The sequence below is a fragment of the Blautia sp. OF03-13 genome (assembly GCF_003460685.1).
GTDB lineage: Bacteria > Bacillota > Clostridia > Lachnospirales > Lachnospiraceae > Fusicatenibacter > Fusicatenibacter saccharivorans.
In genome coordinates this window covers 41636-66174 of the sequence record NZ_QTVR01000016.1, presented here as the reverse complement: position 1 = coordinate 66174, position 24539 = coordinate 41636, and the positions used below count along the sequence as shown (strand labels likewise).

The 24539-nt window shown below is 48.2% G+C and carries 20 protein-coding genes and 1 pseudogene; all 21 read right to left on the bottom strand.

The features are described from left to right. Positions 1 to 94 precede the first annotated feature (94 nt). Positions 95 to 1177 (bottom strand): hypothetical protein, encoded by a 1083-nt coding sequence (locus DXA55_RS12560; protein ID WP_117814360.1) that lies wholly within the window; start codon positions 1175 to 1177, stop codon positions 95 to 97. A 172-nt stretch (positions 1178 to 1349) separates the two neighbouring features. After that, positions 1350 to 2294, bottom strand: a complete 945-nt coding sequence (locus DXA55_RS12555) for a CobW family GTP-binding protein (protein WP_022461673.1) — start codon at positions 2292 to 2294, stop codon at positions 1350 to 1352. 32 nt (positions 2295 to 2326) lie between these two features. After that, entirely contained in the window at positions 2327 to 3388 is a 1062-nt protein-coding gene (locus DXA55_RS12550; protein WP_022461674.1) for an NAD(P)-dependent alcohol dehydrogenase, read from the bottom strand. A gap of 143 nt (positions 3389 to 3531) precedes the next feature. Then, positions 3532 to 4218, bottom strand: a complete 687-nt coding sequence (gene deoC, locus DXA55_RS12545) for a deoxyribose-phosphate aldolase (protein WP_022461675.1) — start codon at positions 4216 to 4218, stop codon at positions 3532 to 3534. Beyond that, positions 4215 to 4439 (bottom strand): UTRA domain-containing protein, encoded by a 225-nt coding sequence (locus tag DXA55_RS18125; protein WP_330415267.1) that lies wholly within the window; start codon positions 4437 to 4439, stop codon positions 4215 to 4217. Before DXA55_RS18125 ends, deoC begins: the two co-directional genes overlap by 4 nt. 14 nt (positions 4440 to 4453) lie before the next feature. Continuing rightward, positions 4454 to 4933: a GntR family transcriptional regulator gene (locus tag DXA55_RS12540; protein ID WP_278309022.1), complete on the bottom strand. Its 480-nt coding sequence runs from the start codon at positions 4931 to 4933 to the stop codon at positions 4454 to 4456. Between the two features lie 294 nt (positions 4934 to 5227). Then, a complete protein-coding gene (locus DXA55_RS12530) occupies positions 5228 to 5929 on the bottom strand; it encodes a membrane protein (RefSeq protein WP_022461677.1) in 702 nt (233 codons plus the stop codon). Between the two features lie 240 nt (positions 5930 to 6169). Continuing rightward, on the bottom strand, positions 6170 to 7537 hold the full coding sequence (locus DXA55_RS12525; protein WP_022461678.1) for a C40 family peptidase: 1368 nt from the start codon (positions 7535 to 7537) through the stop codon (positions 6170 to 6172). A gap of 197 nt (positions 7538 to 7734) precedes the next feature. Then, a complete protein-coding gene (locus DXA55_RS12520; protein ID WP_147342023.1) occupies positions 7735 to 8805 on the bottom strand; it encodes a BMP family ABC transporter substrate-binding protein in 1071 nt (356 codons plus the stop codon). 165 nt (positions 8806 to 8970) lie between these two features. Further along, entirely contained in the window at positions 8971 to 11715 is a 2745-nt protein-coding gene (locus DXA55_RS12515) for an N-acetylmuramoyl-L-alanine amidase family protein (protein ID WP_117814358.1), read from the bottom strand. A 186-nt stretch (positions 11716 to 11901) separates the two neighbouring features. Beyond that, on the bottom strand, positions 11902 to 13587 hold the full coding sequence (locus DXA55_RS12510; RefSeq protein WP_055220232.1) for a formate--tetrahydrofolate ligase: 1686 nt from the start codon (positions 13585 to 13587) through the stop codon (positions 11902 to 11904). A gap of 227 nt (positions 13588 to 13814) precedes the next feature. After that, entirely contained in the window at positions 13815 to 15581 is a 1767-nt protein-coding gene (locus DXA55_RS12505; RefSeq protein ID WP_117814357.1) for a sulfatase-like hydrolase/transferase, read from the bottom strand. A gap of 231 nt (positions 15582 to 15812) precedes the next feature. Further along, the gene (locus DXA55_RS12500) at positions 15813 to 16436 is read right to left on the bottom strand and encodes a V-type ATP synthase subunit D (RefSeq protein WP_022461683.1); all 624 of its coding nucleotides are present in this window, start codon (positions 16434 to 16436) and stop codon (positions 15813 to 15815) included. A gap of 20 nt (positions 16437 to 16456) precedes the next feature. After that, complete coding sequence (locus DXA55_RS12495) at positions 16457 to 17881, bottom strand: V-type ATP synthase subunit B (RefSeq protein WP_022461684.1); 1425 nt, start codon at positions 17879 to 17881, stop codon at positions 16457 to 16459. A 14-nt stretch (positions 17882 to 17895) separates the two neighbouring features. Next, entirely contained in the window at positions 17896 to 19662 is a 1767-nt protein-coding gene (locus DXA55_RS12490) for a V-type ATP synthase subunit A (protein ID WP_022461685.1), read from the bottom strand. Continuing rightward, entirely contained in the window at positions 19655 to 20242 is a 588-nt protein-coding gene (locus tag DXA55_RS12485) for a V-type ATP synthase subunit E (RefSeq protein WP_055220230.1), read from the bottom strand. The genes DXA55_RS12490 and DXA55_RS12485 overlap by 8 nt, the downstream gene beginning before the upstream one ends. Positions 20243 to 20265: 23 nt before the next feature. Further along, positions 20266 to 20574, bottom strand: coding sequence for a V-type ATP synthase subunit F (locus DXA55_RS12480; RefSeq protein WP_055220228.1), 309 nt, complete (start codon positions 20572 to 20574; stop codon positions 20266 to 20268). A 50-nt stretch (positions 20575 to 20624) separates the two neighbouring features. Beyond that, entirely contained in the window at positions 20625 to 21059 is a 435-nt protein-coding gene (locus DXA55_RS12475) for an ATP synthase subunit C (RefSeq protein ID WP_022461688.1), read from the bottom strand. A gap of 127 nt (positions 21060 to 21186) precedes the next feature. Further along, a pseudogene (locus DXA55_RS12470) lies at positions 21187 to 23123 on the bottom strand (V-type ATP synthase subunit I). Positions 23124 to 23143: 20 nt separating this feature from the next. Next, positions 23144 to 24184 carry a V0D/AC39 family V-type ATPase subunit gene (locus tag DXA55_RS12465; protein ID WP_022461690.1) on the bottom strand — a complete coding sequence of 347 codons (1041 nt, stop codon included), beginning with the start codon at positions 24182 to 24184 and terminating at the stop codon, positions 23144 to 23146. A gap of 4 nt (positions 24185 to 24188) precedes the next feature. Continuing rightward, positions 24189 to 24500 (bottom strand): hypothetical protein, encoded by a 312-nt coding sequence (locus tag DXA55_RS12460; protein WP_055220224.1) that lies wholly within the window; start codon positions 24498 to 24500, stop codon positions 24189 to 24191. Positions 24501 to 24539 lie beyond the last annotated feature (39 nt).

Sequence of the window (24539 nt, the reverse complement as noted above, 5' to 3'; positions counted from 1 at the left end):
TACTATAACACTAGTTGTTAGCACTGTCAAGAGGAGAGTGCTAATTTTTATTTTTTCCCGACGCTCCTTTTCTCCCTCCCCCCCTAAAAGATTTTTATTCATCGCCGTACACAGCAATAAAATGAATCAGTGCCTCTGTTTCGGAACTGGCATACTTTTTGGCAGATGCTTCCAGCGGCTGTGATTGATATGCTTCAAACGAATCGCCCTCGTCGCGTCCAGATATGTAGCGATTATCATTTAGTTTCCACTTCCTCATTTCTTCAAAATAAGCAGTATTCGCCATTTCCGAATTCCAGTCCATTCGCTCCAGCAGATAATACTCCATTCCATGATAACATTCTTCGCAAATTCCCGTAAAAAATTCTTCTGCTGTCTGAGATGTTAAATGCTCTGGAGCATACCATATTTCGTTCTCTTCATTATTATATAATGCAACGCAATTCGATGATCCTGTCTCTTTCACATACAGCGGAATTTCGGGAATTCCAAGTCGTTCTGTTTCAAGCCGTACCATCTTCTGCGCTGCAATTGTTCTTTCTTCCAGTGTTTTTTGCCTCCATTCGCTCTCCTTTAAGCTCAGCAGAAATTCTTTATTTTCCTGAAAAATGTTCTCCTGATTCTGGACGAGATTATAGTCCTTTTTTCGTTCGTAAAGTTCTGCCACTCCGGACGGAGACTCAAGCTTCCAATATATCATCATACAAGTCGGTACCATACTCACGCATACTGAAACAAACAGAAATGCGTTTAAGTCACTTCTTTTTAATCTCCAGAATTTTTTCGGAGAATATTTTCGTTTTTTTCTATGTAAATCTCTTAAAACCGTAACAAGAAATATCCCATCCAGCACTGCAAGAAACAACACAATTTTCAGTGAATATTGGGCAAATAAAAACAGCATCAGTATGCTCGGCGGAAATGCATAGAATAAAACTTCATTTGCAGTTCCATCTGCGCAGTAGCTTCGAATGGGTGAGGCCAGCCACAAAATCAGGCACAGCGCATAGGCAAAAAGCATTGTCCCCGACGAAATATGGACGGAACATTCTGTAATATATACCTCAACCTGTTTCACATACATCACATACAAGATACAGATCGGATATAAAATCGAGCTTTTGCTCAACCAGTATGCCGCTGATTTTCTTTCCCGTCTTCTTTTCTGTTCCTCCATATCAGATCCCCCCTGATTTTTCTTTTGTTTTATTTGGAATACTTGTATGTTTATTTTAGCGTAATTTTTCGTTTTTGCCTATCCTTCGTTTTTCAGTTGAATCTTTCTGTAAAAACCAAAATTGCGAAACCCTGTTTTGGCAGGACTCCGCAATCTCTTTTTCCTATTTACTTTATGATACATGACGGGCAGCATATTTCATTTTCTGGTTTCCGGCGCATTTCTTAAAATACTGCCGGATCGCATCTTCGTTCATATCGTTTCCGATAAACACAGCCTGGCCGGCGTTTTTCTGTTCTGTGCCGGTGATGCTGTAGCGGTGATCGGCGACATCAAATTGGAGAAACTGGTCTCCGGCTGCGAACTGTCCTTTTGCACGGATGATATTTCCAAACGCTCCGCGAATGATCTGTTCCAGAAAACACCACAGGGTTTCCGGTGCCTCCATTCGGATATTTTCGAAGGAGAAGGTCTCCGGCATCTTTTCGCCGCTCTGCGTATCCTGTACTTTTTTCTCATACCGGCTGCCCAGCAGCAAGCTCTGGTAATCTTCCCGTGTCATCGTGGATGCATAATCCGTGATGATTTTTGCCTGCGAGTTAATTTCCTGCAGAAATTTCTGGATGCGCTGTTTTTCTTCCGCCTGGCATGCTTCTGTTTTGGAAACAATGATCGTATCCGCGCTTCGGATCTGATCCTGATACAGCTCGGGATATTCCGCCATATAGCGGCGGTAACTGTAAACATCCACAATAGTGACCGGCGAGAGAAGCTGAATTCTCTCGTACTCGATCTGACGCAGATTTTCTATAATCCGGGCGAGACTTCCGACGCCTGTCGGTTCTACGATCAGGTATTCCGGGTCTACCACATTGGCAATGGTCAGCACGGATGCTGCAAAATCCTTTTTCCCGATGCAGCAGATGCACTGCTCTGTCATTTCCCATACATTTTTCTGCGTTCCCTGCCGGTTCTGGCCAAGACGTGCGCCGTCGATTCCTGCGGCTCCATATTCATTTTCCAGTATGGCAAACCGCTGATCGACGTTCCTGGCCAGCCGTTTGATAAATGTTGTTTTTCCCGCGCCCAAAAAGCCGGATACGATCAATATTTTCATACGTTTCCTTTTTCAGTCAAATTTTCAAATCATCAGTCAGCCAATTTAACGACTGGTTTGATTAAATCCTTCGGTTTATCTCTCATCAGGAACAATGCTTCTTCCAGATGATCCCATCCATCAAACACATGCGTGGACAGCGGGCTGACATCCAGCTTGCCTGCCGAAACAAGAGCTCCCAGTTTTTCCATGCGGAGTCTTCCGCCAGGCATCAGGCCTCCGTTAATCTGTTTGTGACCCATTCCAACGCCCCACTCTACACGCGGAATATCAATGTTGTCACCGGATCCAAGATAGTTTACATTTCCGATCTTTCCGCCCGGTTTCAGGCATTTTACTGCTTCTGCAAAGGTTTCTACACCACCGCCGGCGATGACTACTTTATCAACACCTTTTCCATCTGTCATATCAAGTACCTGCTGGAAAATCGGTCCGTTCTTGTAGCTGACAAAATCCGTTGCGCCGTATTTTTTTGCCGCTTCTACGCAGACCGGTCTCGTTCCGACAGCAATGATTCTCGATGCGCCGCGCATATTCGTTCCGGCTACCGACATCAGACCAACTGGTCCGATTCCGATGACAAGAACTGTATCACCAAACTGTACATCGGCAAGCTCTACGCCGTGGAATCCGGTCGGCACCATATCGGAAAGCATGCACGCGTCGACAACATTGATATTTTTCGGAAGCAGCGCAAGGTTTCCATCGGCATCATTTACATGAAAGAATTCAGAAAAGACACCATCTTTGAAGTTGGAGAATTTCCAGCCTGCCAGCATTCCGCCGGAGTGCATGGAATAACCAGCCTGTGCTTCCAGAGAATTCCAGTCCGGAGTGATGGCCGGCACAAGAACCCGGTCTCCCGGTTTGAAATCTTTTACGAGCTCTCCGACTTCCACAACCTCTGCACAGCACTCATGGCCCAGAATCATGTTATGACGGTCACCGATGGCCCCTTCCCATAAAGTGTGGACATCTGATGTGCAGATGGCAACTGCCAGTGGACGGCAAATGGCATCCATCGGCCCGCATTTCGGGCGTTCTTTCTCGATCCATCCGGATTCACCGATTTTCAGCATTGCATAACCTTTCATATCTTTTGCTCTCCTTTCAGATTGTTAATGATTTATCGATTCCTATGGTTCGAATATATCACTAATAGGTTACTAATTCAACAGAAAAGTCACGGAATGCCGTAGAATATTCCGTGACTTTTTTATAGCTTTTGCACAATAGATTACTTATAGATACTTTTTATCAAATTCTGCACCGACCGCATTCCCATACCGAAACGGCTGCAGCCGGCTTTCTGCATTTCCTGTATAGTTTCCAGACTGCGGATTCCACCGGCGGCCTTGATCTGAATGCGACCGGCGGCTTCACGGCTCATGATTCGAACCTGCTCCACGGTGGAAGGACAGCCGGGATACCATCCGGTGCTCGTCTTTACATAATCCGCACGGCCTTTCACACACAGATCCACTGCCTGGCAGATTTCCTGCTCCGTCAGCTGCGGTGCCTCGATAATCACCTTAAAAATCGCCGAAGGCACCTGCTCCCGGATGGCCAGAAGTTCTTCTTTTACATAAGAAAATTCGTGGCTTCTGAATGCCGTAAGATTCATCACCATGTCGATTTCCCGGCAGCCAGCCTCCCACAGTTCTTTTGCCTGCCGCTTCTTCTGTCCGGTCGTATCTCCGCCGCCCGGAAAGCTTACCACGCCTCCCGCATGGATTTCTCTGGTGTCCTGCAGCCGTTCTGCCACATGGGCGCTGAACGCCGGCAAGGTAAACACAGCAGCCAGACGATATTTCTTTGCCAGCTCCACCATCGCATCAATTTCATCCATTGTATGAAATGCCTGTACACAGCTGATATCAATCTGCCGCATCAGTTTCTTCTGTTCTTCTGTCTCATCGCTCATTTACTCCGTCCTTTTCCCGAAATCTCCACCTCGTACTTGCTTCCGATGATCCGCACATGGTCAATGCTCACCGGCCGGTTCTGCCAGTAGGTGACTCTGTGCACCACAAGAAGCGCATCCTTCGGCTCCGTTTTCAGAACCTGGGCTTCCATAAAGGTCGCGGATTTCGCTGAAATTCTGTCTCGTGTCTCATCAATCTGCAAGCCGAATTTCTCCTCCAGAAACTGATACAGCGCTAAAACTGATTCTCATACGCTTCGATGCCAGGGACTTTCGCATATTCGATATAATTTTCCATCAGCGTAACAGGCTCTTCATCCGCAAGCTGCAGCCGCTGAATCCTCGCCACGCTGGTTCCCTCCGGAATTTCCAGTTCATCGGCGAGCTGTTTGTCCGCCGAAATGATGTCGATCATCATATCTGACGTCGTTACCCGATATCCTTTTTTCATCAGGGATTCCGTGACCGATGTGACCTTGTTATAATTCTGAATTGCCTTATGATTCAGCACCCTCGTTCCAGAACCCTGGCGAACCTCAACCAGTCCCTCCTGCACCAGTATCTTTACTGCATTCCGTACCGTAGTACGGCTGACCTGATAGATTTTCTCCAGTTCACACTCCTTCGGCAGAAATCCCCCGACAGGATATGTTCCCTTATTGATCTCGTTTTTCAGTCTGCTGTAAACCTTCACATAAGCCGGTGCATTTTTCATCTTCTTCCCCTCCCGTGAAATATCAATATCCGCTTTTTGATCCTTTTTGCAGTATACCATATTTTGACGGCACAATCGAGTCCCAAAGAAGAGTTCCTGTTTTCTGCTTTGTCACCGACACATACTCTGCCAGACGCACAGAAAAAAGGCAGACGCATGTCATTTCTTTATGACTCACGTCTGCTCTGCATGAATCTTCTTTTTTCTGCTGTCTGCGAAATACTTCCATTCTCCAGAAGCAAATCTCTCTTTCTGCGGTGTAAATTTTTGTTACAAATTTTTTATTGTTCTTTTCTATTTTTTCGTATCAAACCGCATCACCGCCATGTGCACCACGTACGGCACCAAGATGACCGGGATTGCCAGGTATGCCAGGATGCTGTACGCCTTCTGGATCAGCGTCAGCAGACCAAACTGTGCGATGAGGAAGTCTGCGATGCAGCAAGCGAGGGCGGCGAGGATCTGGGTGCGGCTGATTTTGCCTGCGGTTTCTGTTCTGCTGCTTCGTTCAGCGAGACCAGCGTGGATTCGTTTGACCATGGCGGCAACCATGTTGACGGCTGTGGATACGGCACCGAGGATGATCAGTACGGAAATCAGCGGTGTCATGAATTTACTGCCGACGCCCTGCTGAACCATAAATAATGTCGGGACGCTCTGCTGGCTCATTTCCGGGTTCTGGTATACGGTCATGATTCCGAGGACGACCATGATCATCAGAAGGGCATTTAATACGGCACCGACTGCCATGCTCTTTCCGGCATCCTGCGGTTTTTCGAAGGATTTGGCATGCTGGACGAAGACTGCGACATTAGCAAGCTGGAAGGTTCCGTAGAGGAATGCGGCGTACAGGGCTTTGCCGAATGGGAGGTCTGCGGTTTTCATGGCGTTTACAGTATCGCCGATCTTTCCGGCTCCGGCGATGATGTTCGGGACGTAGACGATCAGCAGACCGGCGATAATGCAGATGGACAGCACTGACGCTACTTTCCGCACCAGATCCGTTCCGAATACCGAAACGACGAAAATAATTTTCCAGTTTCATAACGATTCTCCCTTCTTCCTAACAAGCAAAAGGGCGTACTGACCTTCTGTTGGTCAATACGCCCTTGTATCTCCGATGTGCTTTAGTATATCACAGTTTTAACGCGAATGCACTCAATTTTAAGCAAAACGCAAAAGATCCCGGGATTTTTCTCTCCCGGGATCTGAAAATTCTTACTATGTAATTCCTTTTTAAACCACACGTCTTACCGCAAGAATCGTGGTATACGCTGCGTTGCTGCTGATCTTGATACCGTCGCGCTCATTGCTTGCGTGTACGATTGCACCGCCGCCGATGTAGATGGCTACGTGGCCGCTGTAGCAGATAATATCGCCCGGCTGAGCCTCGGCATAAGATACACCGCGTCCTACACCACGCAGTGCACTGGAGGAATGCGGAAGGTCGTATCCGAAGTGTGCGTAAACGCTCATGATAAAACCAGAGCAGTCAGCTCCGTTGGTAAGGCTTGTGCCGCCCCATACGTATGGATTTCCAATAAACTGTGTTGCATAGGATACGATGGCACTTCCGGTTGCGCTTCCGGTGCTGCTGGAGCTGCTGGAATCATCCGAGCTGCTGGTATCGCTGGACGAAGAATCATCGTAAGAGCTTCCTCCGTTAGACGGTGTTGTTGTCGTGGTGGAGCTTCCTGTGCTGGACGGTGTGTTGTCTGCCGTTGTTGCATTATTTGCAGCACTGCTTGCGGCTGCTTCTGCCTGTCTTGCAGCTTCTGCCTGGCGCGCTGCCTCGGCTGCTTCTGCTGCCTGACGTGCCTCTTCTGCTTTTCTTGCTTCCTCAGCGGCTTTCGCTGCTTCTTCGGCTGCAATCTCTTCCTGAATCTGCTGGATCTTTGCGTTCTGTTCTGCCAGGACTGCGTTGTACTGTGCAGCCATGTCATTCAGGTCTGCAATCTGGTTCTCGTAGTCATCGGAAACGGCTTTCTTCTGCTCGAGCATTTCCTCGAGGGACTGCTGCTGTGCTTCCTGCTCTGCCTCGCTGGCTTCCAGGTCTGCTTTCTCGTCTGCGAGCTGATTGCTGTAATCCGTTACCTGCTGTACCAGATCCATGTACTCCTGCAGGCACTCTCTGTCGTATTTGTATAATTTCTGGGTGTACTCAGCCTGGTTCAGGATGCTGCTTAAATCTTTTCCTTCCAGAATCAGTGCTGCCCAGCCGTTGTCTCCGCCGCTTTCATAGAGGAATTTGATACGTTTTTTCATCTGCTCGTACTGCTCGTCCTCTTCTGCCTGTGCGTCACTTAATTTTTTCTGAGTATCTTCAATCTCAGTCTGTTTCTCTGCAATTTCATTTTTCAGATTTTCAACGGATGCCATGGTTACGACAAGCTGTGCGTCCAGGTCATCAATCTCGCCGGTAATCTGATTCTTTTTAGTTTCCAGATCGTCGATTTCTGCTTTTGCGTTGTCAAGCTGTGCGCTGGTCTCGGCCTGTGCTGCCTGCTGCTGCTGTAACTTCTCCTGTTTGGAGGCGCTTACTGTCATTACCTGAGCTGCACTTACGATCACTGCTAAACTTAAGGCAAGAAATTTTTTTCTCATTCTTTCACTCCCAAATTGATTCGTTGTATGTAGGATTTCTGTTTCCAGTTTTACCTGTTTCTTAGAAATTCAATTATTCTGTAACAATTTTGAAATATTTTTCCCAATTCTTTTACATAATATCACAATTCACAAATGGATGCAAGGAAAAATATCCCGCCTTTTTGTAAACAATTCGTGAACAGTAACGATACATGTTATTTTACCTTCTGTACACTCACACAACTCAATTTGTATTGATCCGGCGAGGAAAGCGCATCGCCGTCGGGGATTGAAAAGTCCTCTGCGGAGAATTTCGCACAGAGTGCCCGGTACTGATCCTCTGTAAAAGACGGCACCGCATCCTGATTCCATTCCAGACTGATTTCCTGATCGGTCACGCCGCGCGTTACAATTTTCCCGCCTTCAAAATCCTTTTGTTTCATTCCTTTTAACGCATTGTAAACTGCAGTTCCATAATCCAGACGTACTTTCAACACGGCATTGGCGTACTCCTCCACGCCGCCGTTTGCGATCAGTGCTCCGCCTGCCGCAGATGCTGCTGCGCCAAGTACATTCTGATACGATGCACCGTCCGAGAAGAGAATCTGTCCGCTCTCACCGTACCAGCTTTTGATTTTTTCCAAATACGACGGTGATACGCTGCTGCTTTTCCGATACGTATAATCCAGCGTGATGCTGTTTTCTCCAAGTCCCAGATCCGCAGCGGCCGCCTCTGCACCGAGTGCATAACCTGTCCCATACTTTGTTCCGTTCTCTTCGTTTTTCTGTCCGATATAGCCCAGGTGCGTGTAGCCGGCCTGTACTGCCGCATAGCCTGCCAGGTAGCCGGCCTCTGATGCATCAATTTCCAGGCTTTCTGTATTTCCGCGGAGACGGCTGCGGCCGCTCTCACTGACCGGTTCTGCCTCCAGCAGCAGAAAACGGACATCCTTCCAGTCGCGCTGTGCATCGTAAACGGCGCGGCTCATGCTCGTTCCGGCACAGACGATAACGGATGCTCCCTTCTGCGCCGCCTCTTTGATGGTGTTTTCATAGTCCTCTGTTGTCCGTCCTGCCGGAACACTTGCTTCATATTTCAGACCGCTCTCGTCTCCATACTGCGCAAGACCGTTCCATGCTGACTGATACACGGCATCGGAAGCTACCTCACTGCCGTCGGTTACCAGCACCAGATCCACTGGTTCCGTCTTTTCTTTTCCGCAGCCGCCCAGCAGCAGCAACGACACTACGCCAAGACAGAGCGCCCATTTCCAGCTCTTTCGCATGTTTACTCCCCTTGTATTTTTATTTTCCAGATTTTTTCTTTTGTATTTCTGATCTGCGTCTTTCACGCACCTTCTAGTATAGACAATTCCAGCGCAAAAAGAAAGAGAGAATACACGAACTACAAAGTTTTTTTGTATTCTCTCTTATTTTTTATAGAAGATATTTTACTGGAACAGATCGTTCAGGATTTCTGCCGGTTTCTTCCTGCGGTAGCCTTCACTGTCACTTAAGATACTGCTGCTCCAGGTGAAATGATTCACACCGGTCAGATAGGACCGGTCAAGAACTTTTACACCATACCGCTCATACGCAACCGGATAATACATTTTCATGTATTCATTTGCCAGCTCAATAGCTTCACTGTTAATACTTCCTGTTGAAGAAACGGTTCCGCCAAGCTGAATATACGGCGGTGTCGCATGAATGACAACCACGCTGCCGTCCGAGCACTGGCCAATGACAATCCAGACATGACCGCTCTTGCTGACCACATCACCCGGCGTAAATTTCTGGGACGTATCGCCTGTCACGCAGGTTCCCCAGCCTTTTCTTGCAAAGTAGGCCGGCATTCCAGTGGAGGTTGTCGTTGCATACTCTTTCGTCACCTGATGTGCGGTCCATCCGACATAGCCGGAACAGTCAAGACCTTTTCCGTACTCATACAGATGATCGGAATAGTTGTAGGTGGAATTCTGTGTATTGAAGAATTGTTTCCACTGCGCATTGACGCCGTAACTCTCTGCCTCTGCGTCTGTGTGGCCGCCTCCCCAGATATACAGGGTATTTCCAAGCGGAAGCAGTGCATTTTTCAGAAAGTTCCGTACGGTGCGGACACCGATCTGCGCGGACGGTTCAAATCCGTCCGGACTCTGTACCAGCTTGCCGTCCTCATCGAACACATACGTTTTTCCGTCGATCACCTGTTTTCCGGTTATCATGCCGCCCCAGTTTCGGAAATAGTATGTATTTCCGCCAATCGACTGCCAGCCGATTGCCATTTTCGAGTCAGATCCAAGGTAATAGAGGTTATTATCATAGGTAATAAACGCATTCTTGTACATGCCGCCCCAGCTTCTCGGATAATAATAGTTATAATCCCAGTATACCCAGCCGCTTGTCGCCATAACGCCGTTTTTGTCTACATAATAATAGTTTCCGTCGTACTGAAACAGCTCGTCATCTCTTCTGGTTCCATTGGCGTTGATCCAGTAATGCGTTCCGTCCAGAAGCAGCCAGCCCGTATGGCTTGTGCCGTCCTTATCGAAATAATACGTTTTTCCGCCGTTCTGCACCCAGCCGGTGGCAAATGTTCCATCTGAATTGGCATAGTATGTTTTACCGCCGATGGTAAATGTCTGATCATGGTACAGACCGCCCCAGCTCTGGAATGCGTATTTTGTTCCGCCGATGGTATGAATTCCGGTGTACATGCCGCCCCAGCTTCGGAAATAGTAGCGGTTTTTGTCGTAGGTGATCCATTCAGACGATGCCATCGTACCGTCTTCTTTCATCCAGTACCAGTTGTTGTCATATTTCACCCAGCCGGTCTGAAGCGACGTATCCTTGTTGATCCAGTAATACGTTCCGTTGGTCAGATACCAGCCCTCTTTTGTAATCTGCTCGCCGTCTTCCAGAAAATAGTATTTCTTTCCATTGATATCGCAGACACCTGTATAGAAGGTTCCGTCATCCTTTGCCCAGTATTTCTTTCCCTGCCAGGTAAAAGATTCGTTATGGTAAACGCCGCCCCAGCTGTGGAAATAATATCTTGTTCCGTCAACCTCTTTCATTCCGGTGTACATCACACCGTCACCGTCGAAATAATATCGGTTGTTGTCATACGTGATCCATTCAGATGCAGCACGTGTGCCGTCCGCTTTCAGCCAGTACCATTTGCCTTCCAGCTTCAGCCAGCCGGTCTGAACAGAACCATCCTGATTGATCCAGTAAGTCTGATCTCCCAGCTGAACCCAGCCGGTCTGGCTGGCATGATAGATCGATCCGTCATTCTGCGCTATGTAGGTTTTTCCTTTTACGGTAAAGAAGGTGTTTCGATATACACCACCCCAGCTCCTGAAATAATACTCGTTTCCTCCGATGCTCTGGAAACCGTTTTTATAAATGCCGCCCCAGCTCTGGAAGTAATACAGATTGTTGTTGATTTCTTTCCAGCCGGATGCCATCATGACACCATTATCATCAAACCAGTACCAGTTATCATCGTACAGCAGCCAGCCGGTCTGCAGGACGCCGTCTTCTCTTACCCAATAATATGATGTGCCTTTTTTCAGCCAGCCTTTTTGTGTGATCTGCGCTCCCGTAGTATCATCAAATGCGCAGAGATCACCATGTCCATTCATTGTTCTGACTATTCCACGGGCAACGATACCATTTTCCTGTACATAGTACATTTTTCCGCTGATGCTGAGATACACATTTCTCTGAATGCCGCCCCAGCTCTGGAAATAATAGAGGTTTCCATCTACTTCCTGAAAACCATTTTTATAGATTGCTCCGTCTCCCTTGGCATAATAAAGATTATTATCGTATGTGAACCAGCTGTTTTCTGCCATGCGGCCGTTCCGGTCCGGATCCAGCCAGTACCAGTTTCCATTCCGGTAAAGCCATCCTGTTTTCAGCTGTCCGTTCTCATAAAAATACCAGCCGCCGTCGCCTGCCTTAACCCAGCCATTCTGACTGGCCCGCACAGCAGCAACGCTGTCCTGTGAAGCCTGTGTCTGCGTTTCACTCTGTATCCCGCTCTGCTGATCCTCTGTCTCCACAGACTGGTCCATCACCGTGCTGCTCCCCACAGCACTCGCGGAAACAGTCGTCGGATGTACGCTGAGCATCAGCACCATAAAAAGTGTACCGCCCAGAAGACTTCTCAATTTTTTCTTCGATGTCATTGGTAAGTAACTCCCTTACTATATTATATCTGCTTTTCTCTCCATGTTATCATTAGAAATTATATTATCTTTTGTAATATTTTGCAATAAAAACGTAAAAAAAGAGACATTCACGAAGGAATGTCTCTTTTTTCTGTGTTTTATTTCATGCTCTATTCTGTCTTTTCAAGACAATATCCTGTGTTATTAGAACAGTCCTGTAATCTTTCCAGTAGCGTCTACATCGATACGCTCTGCTGCCGGAACTTTCGGCAGACCTGGCATGGTCATGATGTCACCGGTCAGGGCTACGATGAAGCCTGCACCTGCGGAGATTTTCAGGTTACGTACGGTAACTTCGAATCCGGTCGGTGCGCCGAGTTTGGTCTGATCATCGGTCAGGCTGTACTGGGTTTTTGCCATACAGATCGGGCAGTTGCCAAATCCGAGAGCCTCTAACTGTTTTGCCTGTTTCTGTGCATTTGCGGTCAGGACAACTCTGCTTCCGCCGTAGATCTTCTGAACGATGGCGTTCAGTTTCTCTTCGATGGAGCCTTCCAGATCGTATGCATAGGTGAAATCGTTCGGCTGCTCGCAAAGACGGACAACTTCTTCTGCCAGGGCTACGCCGCCCTCGCCGCCTTTTGCCCATACCTCGGACAGAACAACGTTAACGCCGAGCTCTTTACATTTCTCCTCAACCAGCTTCAGTTCTGCTTCGGTATCGGTCGGGAATGCATTGATTGCAACAACGCAAGGCAGTTTGTATACGTTTGTGATATTGCTTACATGTTTCAGAAGGTTCGGCATACCTTTCTCCAGAGCTTCCAGGTTCTCGCCGTTCAGTTCTGCTTTCGGAACGCCGCCGTTGTATTTCAGGGCACGAACAGTTGCTACGACTACAACTGCATTCGGTTTCAGGCCCGCCATACGGCATTTGATGTCGAGGAATTTCTCAGCACCAAGGTCAGCACCGAAGCCTGCCTCTGTGATAGTGTAATCTGCTAATTTCAGGCACATTTTGGTTGCTGTTACAGAGTTGCAGCCGTGTGCGATGTTTGCGAATGGTCCGCCGTGAACGATAGCCGGAGTTCCTTCCAGAGTCTGTACCAGGTTTGGTTTCAGGGCATCCTTCAAGAGTGCTGCCATAGCGCCCTGCGCATGCAGATCTCCTGCTGTTACCGGTTTCTGCTCTGCTACTTTTCCGTAGGTATATCCGATGATGATCTTGGAAAGTCTTTCTTTCAGATCTGAGATGTCGCTTGCCAGACACAGAACTGCCATGATCTCAGATGCTACGGTGATATCGTAGCCGTCTTCTCTCGGCATTCCGTTTGTTTTTCCGCCAAGGCCGTCTACAACGCTTCGAAGCTGACGGTCATTCATATCTACGCATCGTTTCCAGGTGATCTTTCTCGGATCGATATTCAGAGCGTTGCCCTGGAAAATGTGGTTGTCGATCATAGCTGCCAGCAGGTTGTTTGCTGCACCGATTGCATGGAAGTCACCGGTGAAGTGAAGGTTGATATCTTCCATTGGAACAACCTGTGCGTATCCGCCGCCTGCTGCTCCGCCTTTTACACCGAAGACCGGTCCAAGAGATGGCTCGCGAAGTGCAACCATTGCTTTTTTACCGATTCTGGAAAGTCCGTCTACCAGACCTACAGAAGTTGTTGTTTTTCCTTCTCCTGCCGGTGTCGGGTTGATGGCTGTAACGAGGATCAGTTTTCCATCCTCCGCATTGGTGTCTTTTAACAGGTTGTAATCAATTTTTGCTTTGTACTTTCCGTACTGCTCCAGATATTTGTCATCAATACCTGCTTTTTCTGCGATCGCTGTGATCGGCTGCATGGTACATTCCTGTGCAATTTCAATGTCTGATTTGTAACCCATTGTTTTAAAATCCCCTTTCTTTTTCCGCTTTGTCCGCCGATTGATAGCCATATTTTACCATGTTTTGTAAGATGATTCAATTGATAATTATTTATTTCACAATCTTTATACGTTTTGTACCAAAAAATGCAGAAAATTCCGCCAAAAGGCGGAGCGGCACAATTCTGCATTAAAAAAAGAAGGATTCCCGGCTTTTTGCTGCCGAAAATCCTTCTCTTTTTTATTTTTTAAGAATACTGCGATTCATCCACCTCAAACGGTTCGTCGCACGGTCCTTCGAGGAGGCGGTAGCTGCCCTGTGTGGAGAAGTAATACCATTTTCCGTCGATCAGTTTCCATCCTTTTACGGCGTAGCCGTTTGCGTCAATGTAGTATCTCTGCTCGGTGTCGTTTGCATAGCGGTGCGGGTTCAGGGAAACCCATTCGCTTTTGGCCCAGCGGTCTTCGTCTTCGATGTAGAACTTCCAGCCCTCATCGGTTTTGGTCCAGATGGAGGTTACCTGCTCTTCCATTTTTTCGAAGAATTTGGATTTCTGGGAGAGATCATCATTGAGCTGGTCGAAAGTCAGCTTCTCTGCAAGCGTCTGTTCACCTGAAAACAGGTTTGTTCCAAGACCGAGGCGGTCACCCTCAATGGTAGCTCCGAGACTTGCGATGGTGGTCGGGAACATGTCCATGGTGGTGAAACTTCTGTTTTTCTCCTGCTGCGGCTGGATCGGAGAGTTGATGATCACGTTGTATACGGTTCTGGTGTAGTCCGGATCAATGTTCTCACAGAAATCGGAATCCATCGTCAGATGGTCGCCAGAAATTACGATCGTTGTGTTCTCGTAGAAATCCTGCTGCTGAATCCAGGAAACGAACTCGGTGACCTGCTTGCTGGAGCAGTGCAGAACCATTCCGTACTGGTTGTCACCGTCGTTTTCTTCATCGCAGAGCTCACACGGATATCCATCCTCAAAATGGGTGTCTGCGGTCAGCATGGTGAAGTTGAACGGCTCTCCCTCTGCTGCGATTTCGGTCAGGCGGTCTTTGGCAAAGGAAAAGAGTTTTTCATCCTCATAGCCCCACCATTCGTAATATCCTTCCGGGATCAGGCCTTTTTCCATAGCCCAGTTGTAATCGTCTACTTCGTAGTCGCCGTGCTCTTTAAAGTACTCTTCCCGGCCGCCGAACTGTCCGATTGAACCGATGAAGAAATACTGCTTGTAGCCTTCATCCGCCAGGACATCACCCAGGGTATTGATTTCCGGGAAGAAGCTGGCCTGATATGCCATCTCATTTCGCTGGATTCCGATGCTGAGAGGCAGACCGGAGGTCTGTGCGAAAATTCCGGCAATGGTCCAGGTTGCGTTTACGGTAGGCTGGCCGCCGCCGAGCAGCTCCGAATTGGAAAAACTGATGTTGTCTGCGGCAAGCTGGGTCAGCTCTGGGATATAGTTTTTATCGAATGCTCCGCCGGAGGCTTTGTCTGCGTAGGTGCTCTCCATGGATTCCAGATAGAGATAGATCAGATTTCGTTTCTGTTCCGGGAACGTGATATTCACGCGGTCCGGATCTACGTAGTTGTCTTCTACCACGGTATTGTACGTGCTCTGATTTTTCAGATAATCTTTTACGTCCAGTGCTGCCCACACGTCATTGATGGAATAGACGATGCTGGCGGCTCCTGCCGCGATACAGATCATCCCGAACGCCACATGGGCTTTGCGTTTTTCCCGAAGAAAAATGCTGACCAGAATCAGAAGGATGAGTGCTGCCGCTGCGATCAGCGCACTTGAGCAGACATAACTCATCAGAAGATCATGGCTGGTTCCGGCAATCGGGGCCTTTAACTGGTAAACAAGCTCTTCCATGCTCAGATTCGGCCATGTTTTCCGCATCCAGCGCTCGGACGTAAACAGCAGCACGCCAAGCGTTCCGATCACCACTGCAAACACAGCCAGCAGAATGCGCCCTGCTTTTTTCGTTTTTTTCTGTTTCTTGTGTTTCATCTTCCTGCCTCCAAAAAGCATTACAGCTTACAAAATTTTAACTTTTCTTTACAATCGCCTTACGTATTATAACAAAGACCGTTTTAAAAAGATAGAAAATTTTTATAAAATTTTTGCACAAAAAGTACAGCCAAAAACATATTTTTTGTATGACACATAAAAACCCGCCCGGCACCGCAAATCTCTTCGCGGCCCAAGCGGGTTTTTCATCTCTATTCCGGGAAAGCCTTATCAGCTTGCCTTGTTCTTTCTCTGTTTGATGACCTTCAGTCGTGTGAACTCCTCGCGCTCCTTCTCCTCCAGTGCGTCCGCGATATCCTTGGACAGCTGGGTGTAATGCGGAATCGTGATGTTCTTCAGCGCGTTGGCGCGCTTCTGTGTTTTCTTGATTGCCGCAGCAAGGCGGTATGCCGAGTTCTCAATCATGGAAAGGTTTAAGGTCAGGTCTTTTACTTTTTCAAAGGCCTGTCTTGCCTGATCCAGGGACTCCTTCGTGCTGTAGTAAGCATACGTTGGGGCCTGTCCGGACGGATCAGCCTCTACCAGCGGAATTTCCACGCCCATGATACTCCTTGTCTTGATCCGGATGGATTCCTCCACCGGAACGGTATAGGACACGGTCTGTACGTTGGTGATACCGATTTCCATGTTCGCAATCTGCAGTGCCGCATAAGCCTCGCGGAATGTCACATCGATCTGACGCTGAATGTCTTTTGCCTCATCGATCAGGCCCATGAGCTCGCGGATCAGAATATTCCGCTTCTTGTCCATCAGCTCGTAACCCATGTGGGCAAGTTTCAGAGAGTTCTTTGCAAGAATCAGGTTTCCCTTGGTAGGAAAGGTATTCGGGTCCATTCCGATCTCACTCCTCTCGCTTACTCATTCATGGCATCGGCTTCTGCCTTTGCTTTTGCTACTGCATCAATGGTGGTCGGATGATAATACTGATCCAGAACCTTGGTGTTGACACGGTCGAGCTCTTCTCTCGGAAGCAGTCCAAGAAGCTCCCATGCCTTGTTCAGTGTATCTTCCATGGAACGGTTTTCATCCATTCCCTGGCCGATGAATTCATGCTCGAATTCATTACCGAATACCAGGTACTGTTTATCGATCGGAGAAAGCTCATCCTCACCGATAACGGATGCCAGGGAACGCGCATCTCCTACCTTTGCATAGCAGGAGAACAGCTGGTTCGCTACGTCCTGATGATCGGCTCTTGTGTAGCCCTCACCGATACCGTCCTTCATCAGACGGGAAAGACTCGGCAGTACGCTGATTGGCGGGTAAATAGACTGGCCGTGAAGCTGGCGGTCCAGTACGATCTGACCCTCGGTGATGTAACCGGTCAGGTCAGGGATCGGGTGCGTGATATCATCGTTTGGCATGGTCAGGATCGGAATCTGTGTTACGGATCCCTCTACGCCCTGTACGATTCCGGCGCGCTCATACAGCGTAGCCAGCTCACTGTACAGGTATCCAGGATAACCTTTACGGGAAGGAATCTCTCCACGGGAGGAGGAAACCTCACGCATAGCCTCGCAGAAGGATGTGATATCGGTCAGGATAACCAGGATATGCATGCCTTTCTCGAATGCAAGGTACTCGGCAGCTGTCAGTGCTACCTTCGGGGTGATCAGACGCTCTACAACCGGGTCGTTTGCCAGGTTCAGGAACATAACAACGTGGTCAGATACACCGCTTTCCTCAAAGGTCCGGCGGAAGAACTCTGCTACGTCGTATTTAACACCCATAGCGGCAAATACGATTGCAAACTTCTCATCGGAATCTCCAAGGGATGCCTGCTGTACGATCTGTGCTGCCAGCTGGTCGTGCGGAAGTCCGTTTCCGGAGAAGATCGGCAGCTTCTGGCCACGAATCAGGGTGGTCAGACCGTCGATTGCAGAAATACCGGTATGGATATAGTTTCTTGGGTATTTACGGGTAACCGGGTTCAGCGGCAGGCCGTTGACGTTTCTTCTTACCTCTGCGTCAATCGGTCCCATGCGGTCGATCGGTTTTCCGATACCGTCAAAGGTACGTCCCAGAATTTCCTCGGAAAGTCCGATCTCCATCGGATGTCCGGTCAGACGGGTATGGGTATTGGTAAGAGACATGCTCGAAGTTCCCTCAAATACCTGAATAACGGCTTTATCTTCGTATACAGCAACGATACGTCCCAGTTTTTTCTCATTGCCGTCTACGGTAAATTCTACGATTTCCTCGTAGGAAGCATTTTTTACACCTTCCAGAACAACCAGAGGGCCATTGACCTCACTAAGGCCTAAATATTCAATTGCCATGATGAATTCCCTCCTTAACCATTCTTCTCGAGTACCTTATCGTAGAAGGTGTCGATATCTTTTTTGTATGTGTCAAACAGATCCAGACGGTCATTCGGTACATCGTATTTAATAGAAACGACGCGGTCGAAGATCTTGTCCTCTTTCAGTACGGACATTGGCATGCCCATCGTCACGAGCGCTTTGGATTTCTTGTACAGATAAAGAATAACTTCCATCATCTTGTACTGTTTTTCCAGAGATACGCAGGTGTCATCCGGATGGAATGCGTTCTGCTGCAGGAAGCCCAGTCGAATAACTCTGGCGATTTCCAGGGTCAGCTTCTGGTCATCCGGAAGAACATCGCTACCGATCAGTTTTACAATTTCCATCAGGGAGCTCTCGGAGTTCAGGATTCCCATTAACTGGTTCCGCATATCTACAAAGTTTTTGTTTACGTGATCTTTGTACCACGGCGACAGATCCTGCAGGTATTCACTGTAACTCGTCAGCCAGTGGATCGCCGGGAAATGACGGGCGTAAGCCAGAGATTTGTCCAGTCCCCAGAAGCAGCGGACGAAACGTTTGGTGTTCATGGTAACAGGCTCGGAGAAGTCACCACCCTGCGGAGATACAGCTCCGATGATGGATACGCTTCCCTCTGCGCCGCAAAGGGTCTGCATCATGCCGGCACGCTCATAGAAAGCGGACAGACGGGATGCCAGATATGCCGGGAAACCTTCCTCGGCAGGCATTTCCTCCAGACGGCCGGACAGCTCACGGAGTGCCTCTGCCCAACGGGATGTGGAGTCTGCCATGATTGCTACATCATAGCCCATATCGCGGTAATACTCAGCCAGTGTCAGGCCGGAATACAGAGATGCCTCACGGGCTGCAACAGGCATGTTGGATGTGTTGGCGATCAGGGTGGTACGGTCCATCAGCGGGTTGCCGCTCTTCGGGTCGATCAGTTCCTGGAACTCCTCCAGAACCTGTGTCATCTCGTTTCCACGCTCTCCACATCCGATATAGATGATGATATCGGCATCAGACCATTTTGCGATCTGGTGCTGGGTCATGGTTTTTCCGGTACCGAATCCGCCAGGGATGGCTGCTGTGCCGCCTTTTGCGATCGGGAACATCGTATCCAGGATACGCTGTCCTGTGATCAGCGGAACGGATGCCGGATATCTTTTCAGGGTTGGACGCGGTACACGGATCGGCCATTTCTGTGCCAGTGTGATCTCTTTTTCGGTGCCGTCTTCCAGTTTCAGTTTTACAATCGGGTCAAGGATGGTGTACTTTCCGTCTTTGGCAGCCCAGATAACCGTGCCGTTGACATCCGGCGGAACCATCGATTTGTGAACGATGGAACGGGTTTCCTGTGTTTCTGCAATAATTGCGCCGCCCATCAGCTCTTCGCCTTCCGAAACAGTTACATGGACATCCCATTTTTTCTCTGTATCCAGAGAATCTACGGTAAGGCCGCGGCTGATGTATTTACCGGACTGCTTTGCAATCTCGGACAGCGGACGCTCAATACCGTCAAAAATGTTGTTCAGGATTCCAGGTCCCAATGTAACAGAGAGGGCATCTCCGGATGCGGTAACTGTTTCGCCTGGTTTCAGTCCTGTGGTTTCCTCGAAAACCTGTACTGTGGTAGTATCCTTTGTCAGGGCAATAACCTCGCCGACCAGACGTTCTTTACCAACGTAAACCATCTCGGACATTTTAAATCCGGTGTTTCCTTTCAGATATACGACCGGACCGTTGATTCCATAGATAACTCCGGTTTTATTCATGCTCTACACCTCCGTGAAAGATGAAATTCTCCCGCTCTTCGTTCAGAAGGGTCTCGAAGGAATTATCGATCAGAATATTTTTCTCCGGAATGACCGCGCGCACGCCGCCAAGGAACGGCATGGCCGAAATGGTAAGGGTTACGGAGAGTTTCTGCTCCAGGGAAGCCTTATGAGCTTCGTCTGACGGATCCAGATATAAGGTCAGTTTGTCGTTTCCGGCAAATGTAACGGCTTCGCGGATTTTGCGCTCCAGATACTCCTCATAGGATGGATCCTTTTTATAAGCGGTAAGTTTTTCACGAACTTCTTTAAACAGTTTTTCTTTTAATTCCAGATTTTTACGGGACAGCTTCCGTCTGATATGAAGCTGATCCGCAGACAGTGTCTTGTTGACATCACGTTTTGCTTTCTCGGTCTCGGCAGCAACTTCTTCTTCTGCCTGACGTCTTGCGGTTGCTTTATGCTCCTCGAAGATCTTATCCAGAGCTTTCTGGTGATCGCCGATCACACGTTCTGCTTCACGGTTTGCACTGTCCAGGGAATGATTATAAAAATTCTGAAGTTTTTCCTCAGTAGTCAATGTGTGTCACCTCCAGGGCATTCTTACAGTTTTAATCCAATAGATTCATTTACAAAGGAAGTGATAAAGTCCGGCGCTCTTCCGGTACCGTGACGGTCCGGAATTTCAATGAGCAGCGGAAGCTTATGGTTGAGGCGGACATCCTCCAGAATGTCCGGGAATTCCTTCCCGAACTTTTCTGTAAGGAGAATAATTCCGATCTCTTTGTCTGCCAGTGTTTTCTGCAGTGTATCATAAAGCTCCTCGCGCTCATGAACGACAACGCCTTCCACTCCGGCCAGGCGCATGCCCGTCTGAGTGTCTACGTTATCACTGATCAAGAACATTTTCATTTATGATTCCTCCAACTTAAGGTGAAGATCAATACCTTCCGGTTTTGGAATCAAAGTTTACCAAGAATCATGAAGGAGATGATCAGACCATACAGAGCGATACCTTCGGCCATAGCTACGAAGATCATGGATTTACCAAAGATGCTGCCGTCTTCGCTGATTGCTCCAAGAGCTGCGCTTGCGGAAGATGCAACGGCGATACCGGAACCAATACCGGAAAGACCTGTAACAAGAGCTGCACCGATGTAACCAAGACCGGTTGCAAGACCAGCGCCTGCTTCTGTTGCAGCAGATGCAGTTGTTGCGCCTGCGAAGGAAACAACGGTTGCGATCAGCAGAAGGCCGAAGAAGCCGCTTACATTGGCTGCCAGAGATTTTTTGTAACGATTTTTGTTGTGCTCACCTTTGAAGTAATAAGTCATAGGAACAACGATGGTTAATACCATTGCGATTGCAGTAAGTACCTGTACAAATGCTGAGTTCATAATAGTTTTCCTCCTGAAGTTAATTCATTAAATTTACTCTTTGCTGCGATCCGGAGCCATTTTCACTTTTTCCCGATACAGCTTCCCGCCATATTCACTTCCATTTCGCATGGCTCTGAATCCTCTTTTATTTCTCGCCTTTTTTCAAAAACGGAACAAACGGTTTTCCGTCTCCTTCATAGAACCGGCTGAACATCTCGTAATATTCCAGACGCAGTACCTGGATCGCTACCAGCAGTGCCTCAAGGCAGGCAACGAAGACGTTTCCGAGAACAATAACCGGCCAGCTGATGCTGCCGCCGCCTGTTGCTCCGCCGAGCATCAGGACAACCTCCATCATAGCCGCATGGCTGACTGCATATGCGCCGACACGGACAAAGGAAATTGTGTTGGAGAAGTAGCTCAAAAGCACATCGAAGAGTTCGAAGAATGCCTGTACAAAGAACATTCCCTTTCCGGTCTCCGGAAATGCATTGCCCTTCTTCTCTACCATACGCTCCAGTGGCTCTTTTAAGAAGATCGCAAGAAGCGGAATACCGAACATGACTACCATCACGCCGACAGCCGGAGCTTTATGGCCGCTGAACAGGAGAACGAGTGTAACGGCAAGGGCTCCGTAGAAAATGAAGCCTGCCAGGGAGTTCTGGCTGAACAGAAGCTCGCCGAGCTTATGGTTTCTTGCTGCATTGATCATATGCAGAACCATTCCTGTCAGAATCATGAACATACCAAATGCAACCGCTGCGACAAATACGGTGTTCATCGAACCGATGAACGGAAGCGTTGTCATCGCTTCCTTCGGATGCAGCCAGAGGGCCGGTATGACATTCTCAAATCCGAAGAAGCTGCCGAACAGGAATCCGAAGATCACAGAGAATACCGCGCAGGTACTCATGATCGCTGCCAGATCCATCTTCTTGTAGTGGTACAGCAGTGCGCCGCCAATCAGCAGACACAGTCCCTGTCCTACATCGGCAAACATGATTCCGAAAATAAATGCATAGGTAAGTCCTACGATAATCGTAGGGTCAATTTCATTGTAATTTGGCAGTCCGTACATCTTCACGTACATCTCAAACGGACGGAAGATTTTCGGATTTTTCAGCTTTGTCGGCGGCTGACGCAGAACGTTGTTTGCATCATCCTCGATGAAGCAGAAGAGATTTGTGTCGTTTTCGATGTCCTTCTGGAAGGAAGCGGCATCTTTTTCCGACATCCAGCCGCACAGAATATAGAAGGTTTCCTTCTTGGATTTTGTGCAGGCTGCCAGGCGACGGACATCAAAGTTGCCGGAGAGCTGCTCTAACTGCTCTTTTGCTGCAACCAGATCCTCTGCGGAATCCGAAAGGCATTTTGCCAGTTTCCGTGAGCACTCGCTGAGTGCATCGTCTGTCTTTTTGATTTCTGCCTGAAGTGCTGCGTAAGCATCCTCCGGCGTTCCGCTGTACTCGTCCGGAACGTAGATTCTTTCGAAGTGCAGGGATGAGAATACGGCGTCCACTTTCGTGACCTGATCTCTCGGGCAGAAGTAAATGCCCCATACATACTGCTCATCGGAATGGCAGCGGTAGAATACCGTATCGCTGTTCTCATAGCAGTAGCTCTCAAACTTGTTGTAATACTCTTTGTGATCTTTCCGAATCTGAATTTGATAAAGTGGAAATCCAGAATGGAGGAAAGATTGCAGTGCAGATCCTGGAACGGCTCGATTTTCTGTGCTTTTTCCATCAAGTCTTTCTTTTTTGCTTCCAGTTCTGTACGCTCCTGGTTCAACTGGCCAAGGGTGTGATCCAATCCGTGGACGCAGTTGATGGCATCTTCCAGGGAAAGTCTTTTCGTGGTGGTACGCTTCTCTTCCGGCAGAAGTGCTGTAAAATCTTCCGCCTGTTTTAAGGTCTCTTTGTATGGGTTGATCTGGATATACGGTGTGATATTCTGCATCGTAGACAGCTCCGTCAGAGCGTTTTCCAGATGTATCTCATATTTTGAGAGATAAGTGTTGACCACACGGTCAATGTCGGCTTTCGGCCCGGTGATGCTCAAAAATTTCATCTTGACAATCAATGAGTACACCTCCCCGTGTATTAAGTTTTTGCGATATGCTGCATTGCCTCGTCAGCGCTGATACGGTAACGTACGCACTCGAGTGCAATAATAAGCCGGTTTACCTCGTGCTCTTTGTGATAGAGGTATGAGTATATGGTGGCAACGGAATAAGGATCCTGTCTGGATTCACTGGAAAGTATGTGCTTCATAATGGCTGCATACATGGATTCCAGCGTATCGACTTTGAAGGAATCATACCGTTTCGCATAATAGGTTTGTTCCAGCAGCTGGGAAAATGCACTCATATTCTCGGCTTCTACCAGTGCCTTTACCACATCCTTTTTCAGCCGGTGATGAACCGGAATCAGCAGGGCGTAGATTTGTGCGCTGGTCATGTGATAATAGCGTTTGGAACGGTAGATCCACTGAAGGTTCAGCATGTCAAACTTGCTTCCCCATGCAGCGGTCAGCTCTTCCAGATCCCGCTTTGTCACTACTTTTGATCTGTCCTTCCACATCTGTGCAAAGTAATACAGATCCAGGGTCATCTCATAGTCGAACAGGGTCGGACGCTCGATATCCGCGAGCTGCGACAACGGGGCATAATATTCTGTCCCTTTCAGGTTCGCAATCAGTTCTTCGATCGTCCTGGAGGACGCCAGAAGATTGATGTCCAGCTGGGAATGCTTGTTAAAGAACTCGTCGAATATGGACAGGTTCAATACCACATCACGGTGATCAAATACCGTGTTCAGGCATTCTTTGATAACGGACACTTCGTATCGTTTGAAGTAGAGCGCAAGGAACTTTCTCTGCTCTACATTTGCAAAACGGTACAGCTTGGAAAAATCCCGGTATACCGTCAGGCGCAGCATTTTCTCGATCTGACCTCGGTGAAGGTCAGCTTCGTTGTAGCCCTCAAACAGATCCTCATAGCCTTTATGCTGCTTGAGGTAAGAAACTGCCTGCGGTACACTCTCCAGTTCCACGATTTCCCGAAAATTCTGGTCGTTTAAAAGATGGCTCTGCATGGCTCTTATCTTTGTGGTAAGGCCGCTGTAGGATAATAGACCGCTCATCGTTTCACTTCCTTATAATGTTTTCGTAAATCTGCGTGGACAGTGCTCCGTGATTCTGCTCGTAATAAGCGTCCAGTGAAGATAGAAGTTCGGCGGCAGAGTCCCGCTGCTTTTTCTGATCCGCATCTGTAGTAGAATGAAGTTTTGTTGTGATCTCTTCAATCCGCTTTGCCGTTTCCGCTTCCAGATCTGCATCGAATTTTGCAATCCGCTCTTCCTGCTGCTCGTCCTGGAGCTTCTTCTGATTCTCGGCAGCCTGCATAATCTTAGTAGCAGCCGTTTCGATCTCTGCAAGTTTGTTAATTACAGATTCCATAGCATCGCTTTCCCTCCTTATGATATTTGCATAACAATC

Coding starts and splice junctions, on each gene's coding strand:
- DXA55_RS12560 (WP_117814360.1), bottom strand. CDS start 1,177: ATGGAGGAACAGAAAAGAAGACGGGAAAGAAAATCAGCGGCATACTGG.
- DXA55_RS12555 (WP_022461673.1), bottom strand. CDS start 2,294: ATGAAAATATTGATCGTATCCGGCTTTTTGGGCGCGGGAAAAACAACA.
- DXA55_RS12550 (WP_022461674.1), bottom strand. CDS start 3,388: ATGAAAGGTTATGCAATGCTGAAAATCGGTGAATCCGGATGGATCGAG.
- deoC (WP_022461675.1), bottom strand. CDS start 4,218: ATGAGCGATGAGACAGAAGAACAGAAGAAACTGATGCGGCAGATTGAT.
- DXA55_RS12540 (WP_278309022.1), bottom strand. CDS start 4,933: ATGAAAAATGCACCGGCTTATGTGAAGGTTTACAGCAGACTGAAAAAC.
- DXA55_RS12525 (WP_022461678.1), bottom strand. CDS start 7,537: ATGAGAAAAAAATTTCTTGCCTTAAGTTTAGCAGTGATCGTAAGTGCA.
- DXA55_RS12520 (WP_147342023.1), bottom strand. CDS start 8,805: ATGCGAAAGAGCTGGAAATGGGCGCTCTGTCTTGGCGTAGTGTCGTTG.
- DXA55_RS12515 (WP_117814358.1), bottom strand. CDS start 11,715: ATGACATCGAAGAAAAAATTGAGAAGTCTTCTGGGCGGTACACTTTTT.
- DXA55_RS12510 (WP_055220232.1), bottom strand. CDS start 13,587: ATGGGTTACAAATCAGACATTGAAATTGCACAGGAATGTACCATGCAG.
- DXA55_RS12505 (WP_117814357.1), bottom strand. CDS start 15,581: ATGAAACACAAGAAACAGAAAAAAACGAAAAAAGCAGGGCGCATTCTG.
- DXA55_RS12500 (WP_022461683.1), bottom strand. CDS start 16,436: ATGGACCCGAATACCTTTCCTACCAAGGGAAACCTGATTCTTGCAAAG.
- DXA55_RS12495 (WP_022461684.1), bottom strand. CDS start 17,881: ATGGCAATTGAATATTTAGGCCTTAGTGAGGTCAATGGCCCTCTGGTT.
- DXA55_RS12490 (WP_022461685.1), bottom strand. CDS start 19,662: ATGAATAAAACCGGAGTTATCTATGGAATCAACGGTCCGGTCGTATAT.
- DXA55_RS12480 (WP_055220228.1), bottom strand. CDS start 20,574: ATGAAAATGTTCTTGATCAGTGATAACGTAGACACTCAGACGGGCATG.
- DXA55_RS12475 (WP_022461688.1), bottom strand. CDS start 21,059: ATGAACTCAGCATTTGTACAGGTACTTACTGCAATCGCAATGGTATTA.
- DXA55_RS12465 (WP_022461690.1), bottom strand. CDS start 24,184: ATGAGCGGTCTATTATCCTACAGCGGCCTTACCACAAAGATAAGAGCC.
- DXA55_RS12460 (WP_055220224.1), bottom strand. CDS start 24,500: ATGGAATCTGTAATTAACAAACTTGCAGAGATCGAAACGGCTGCTACT.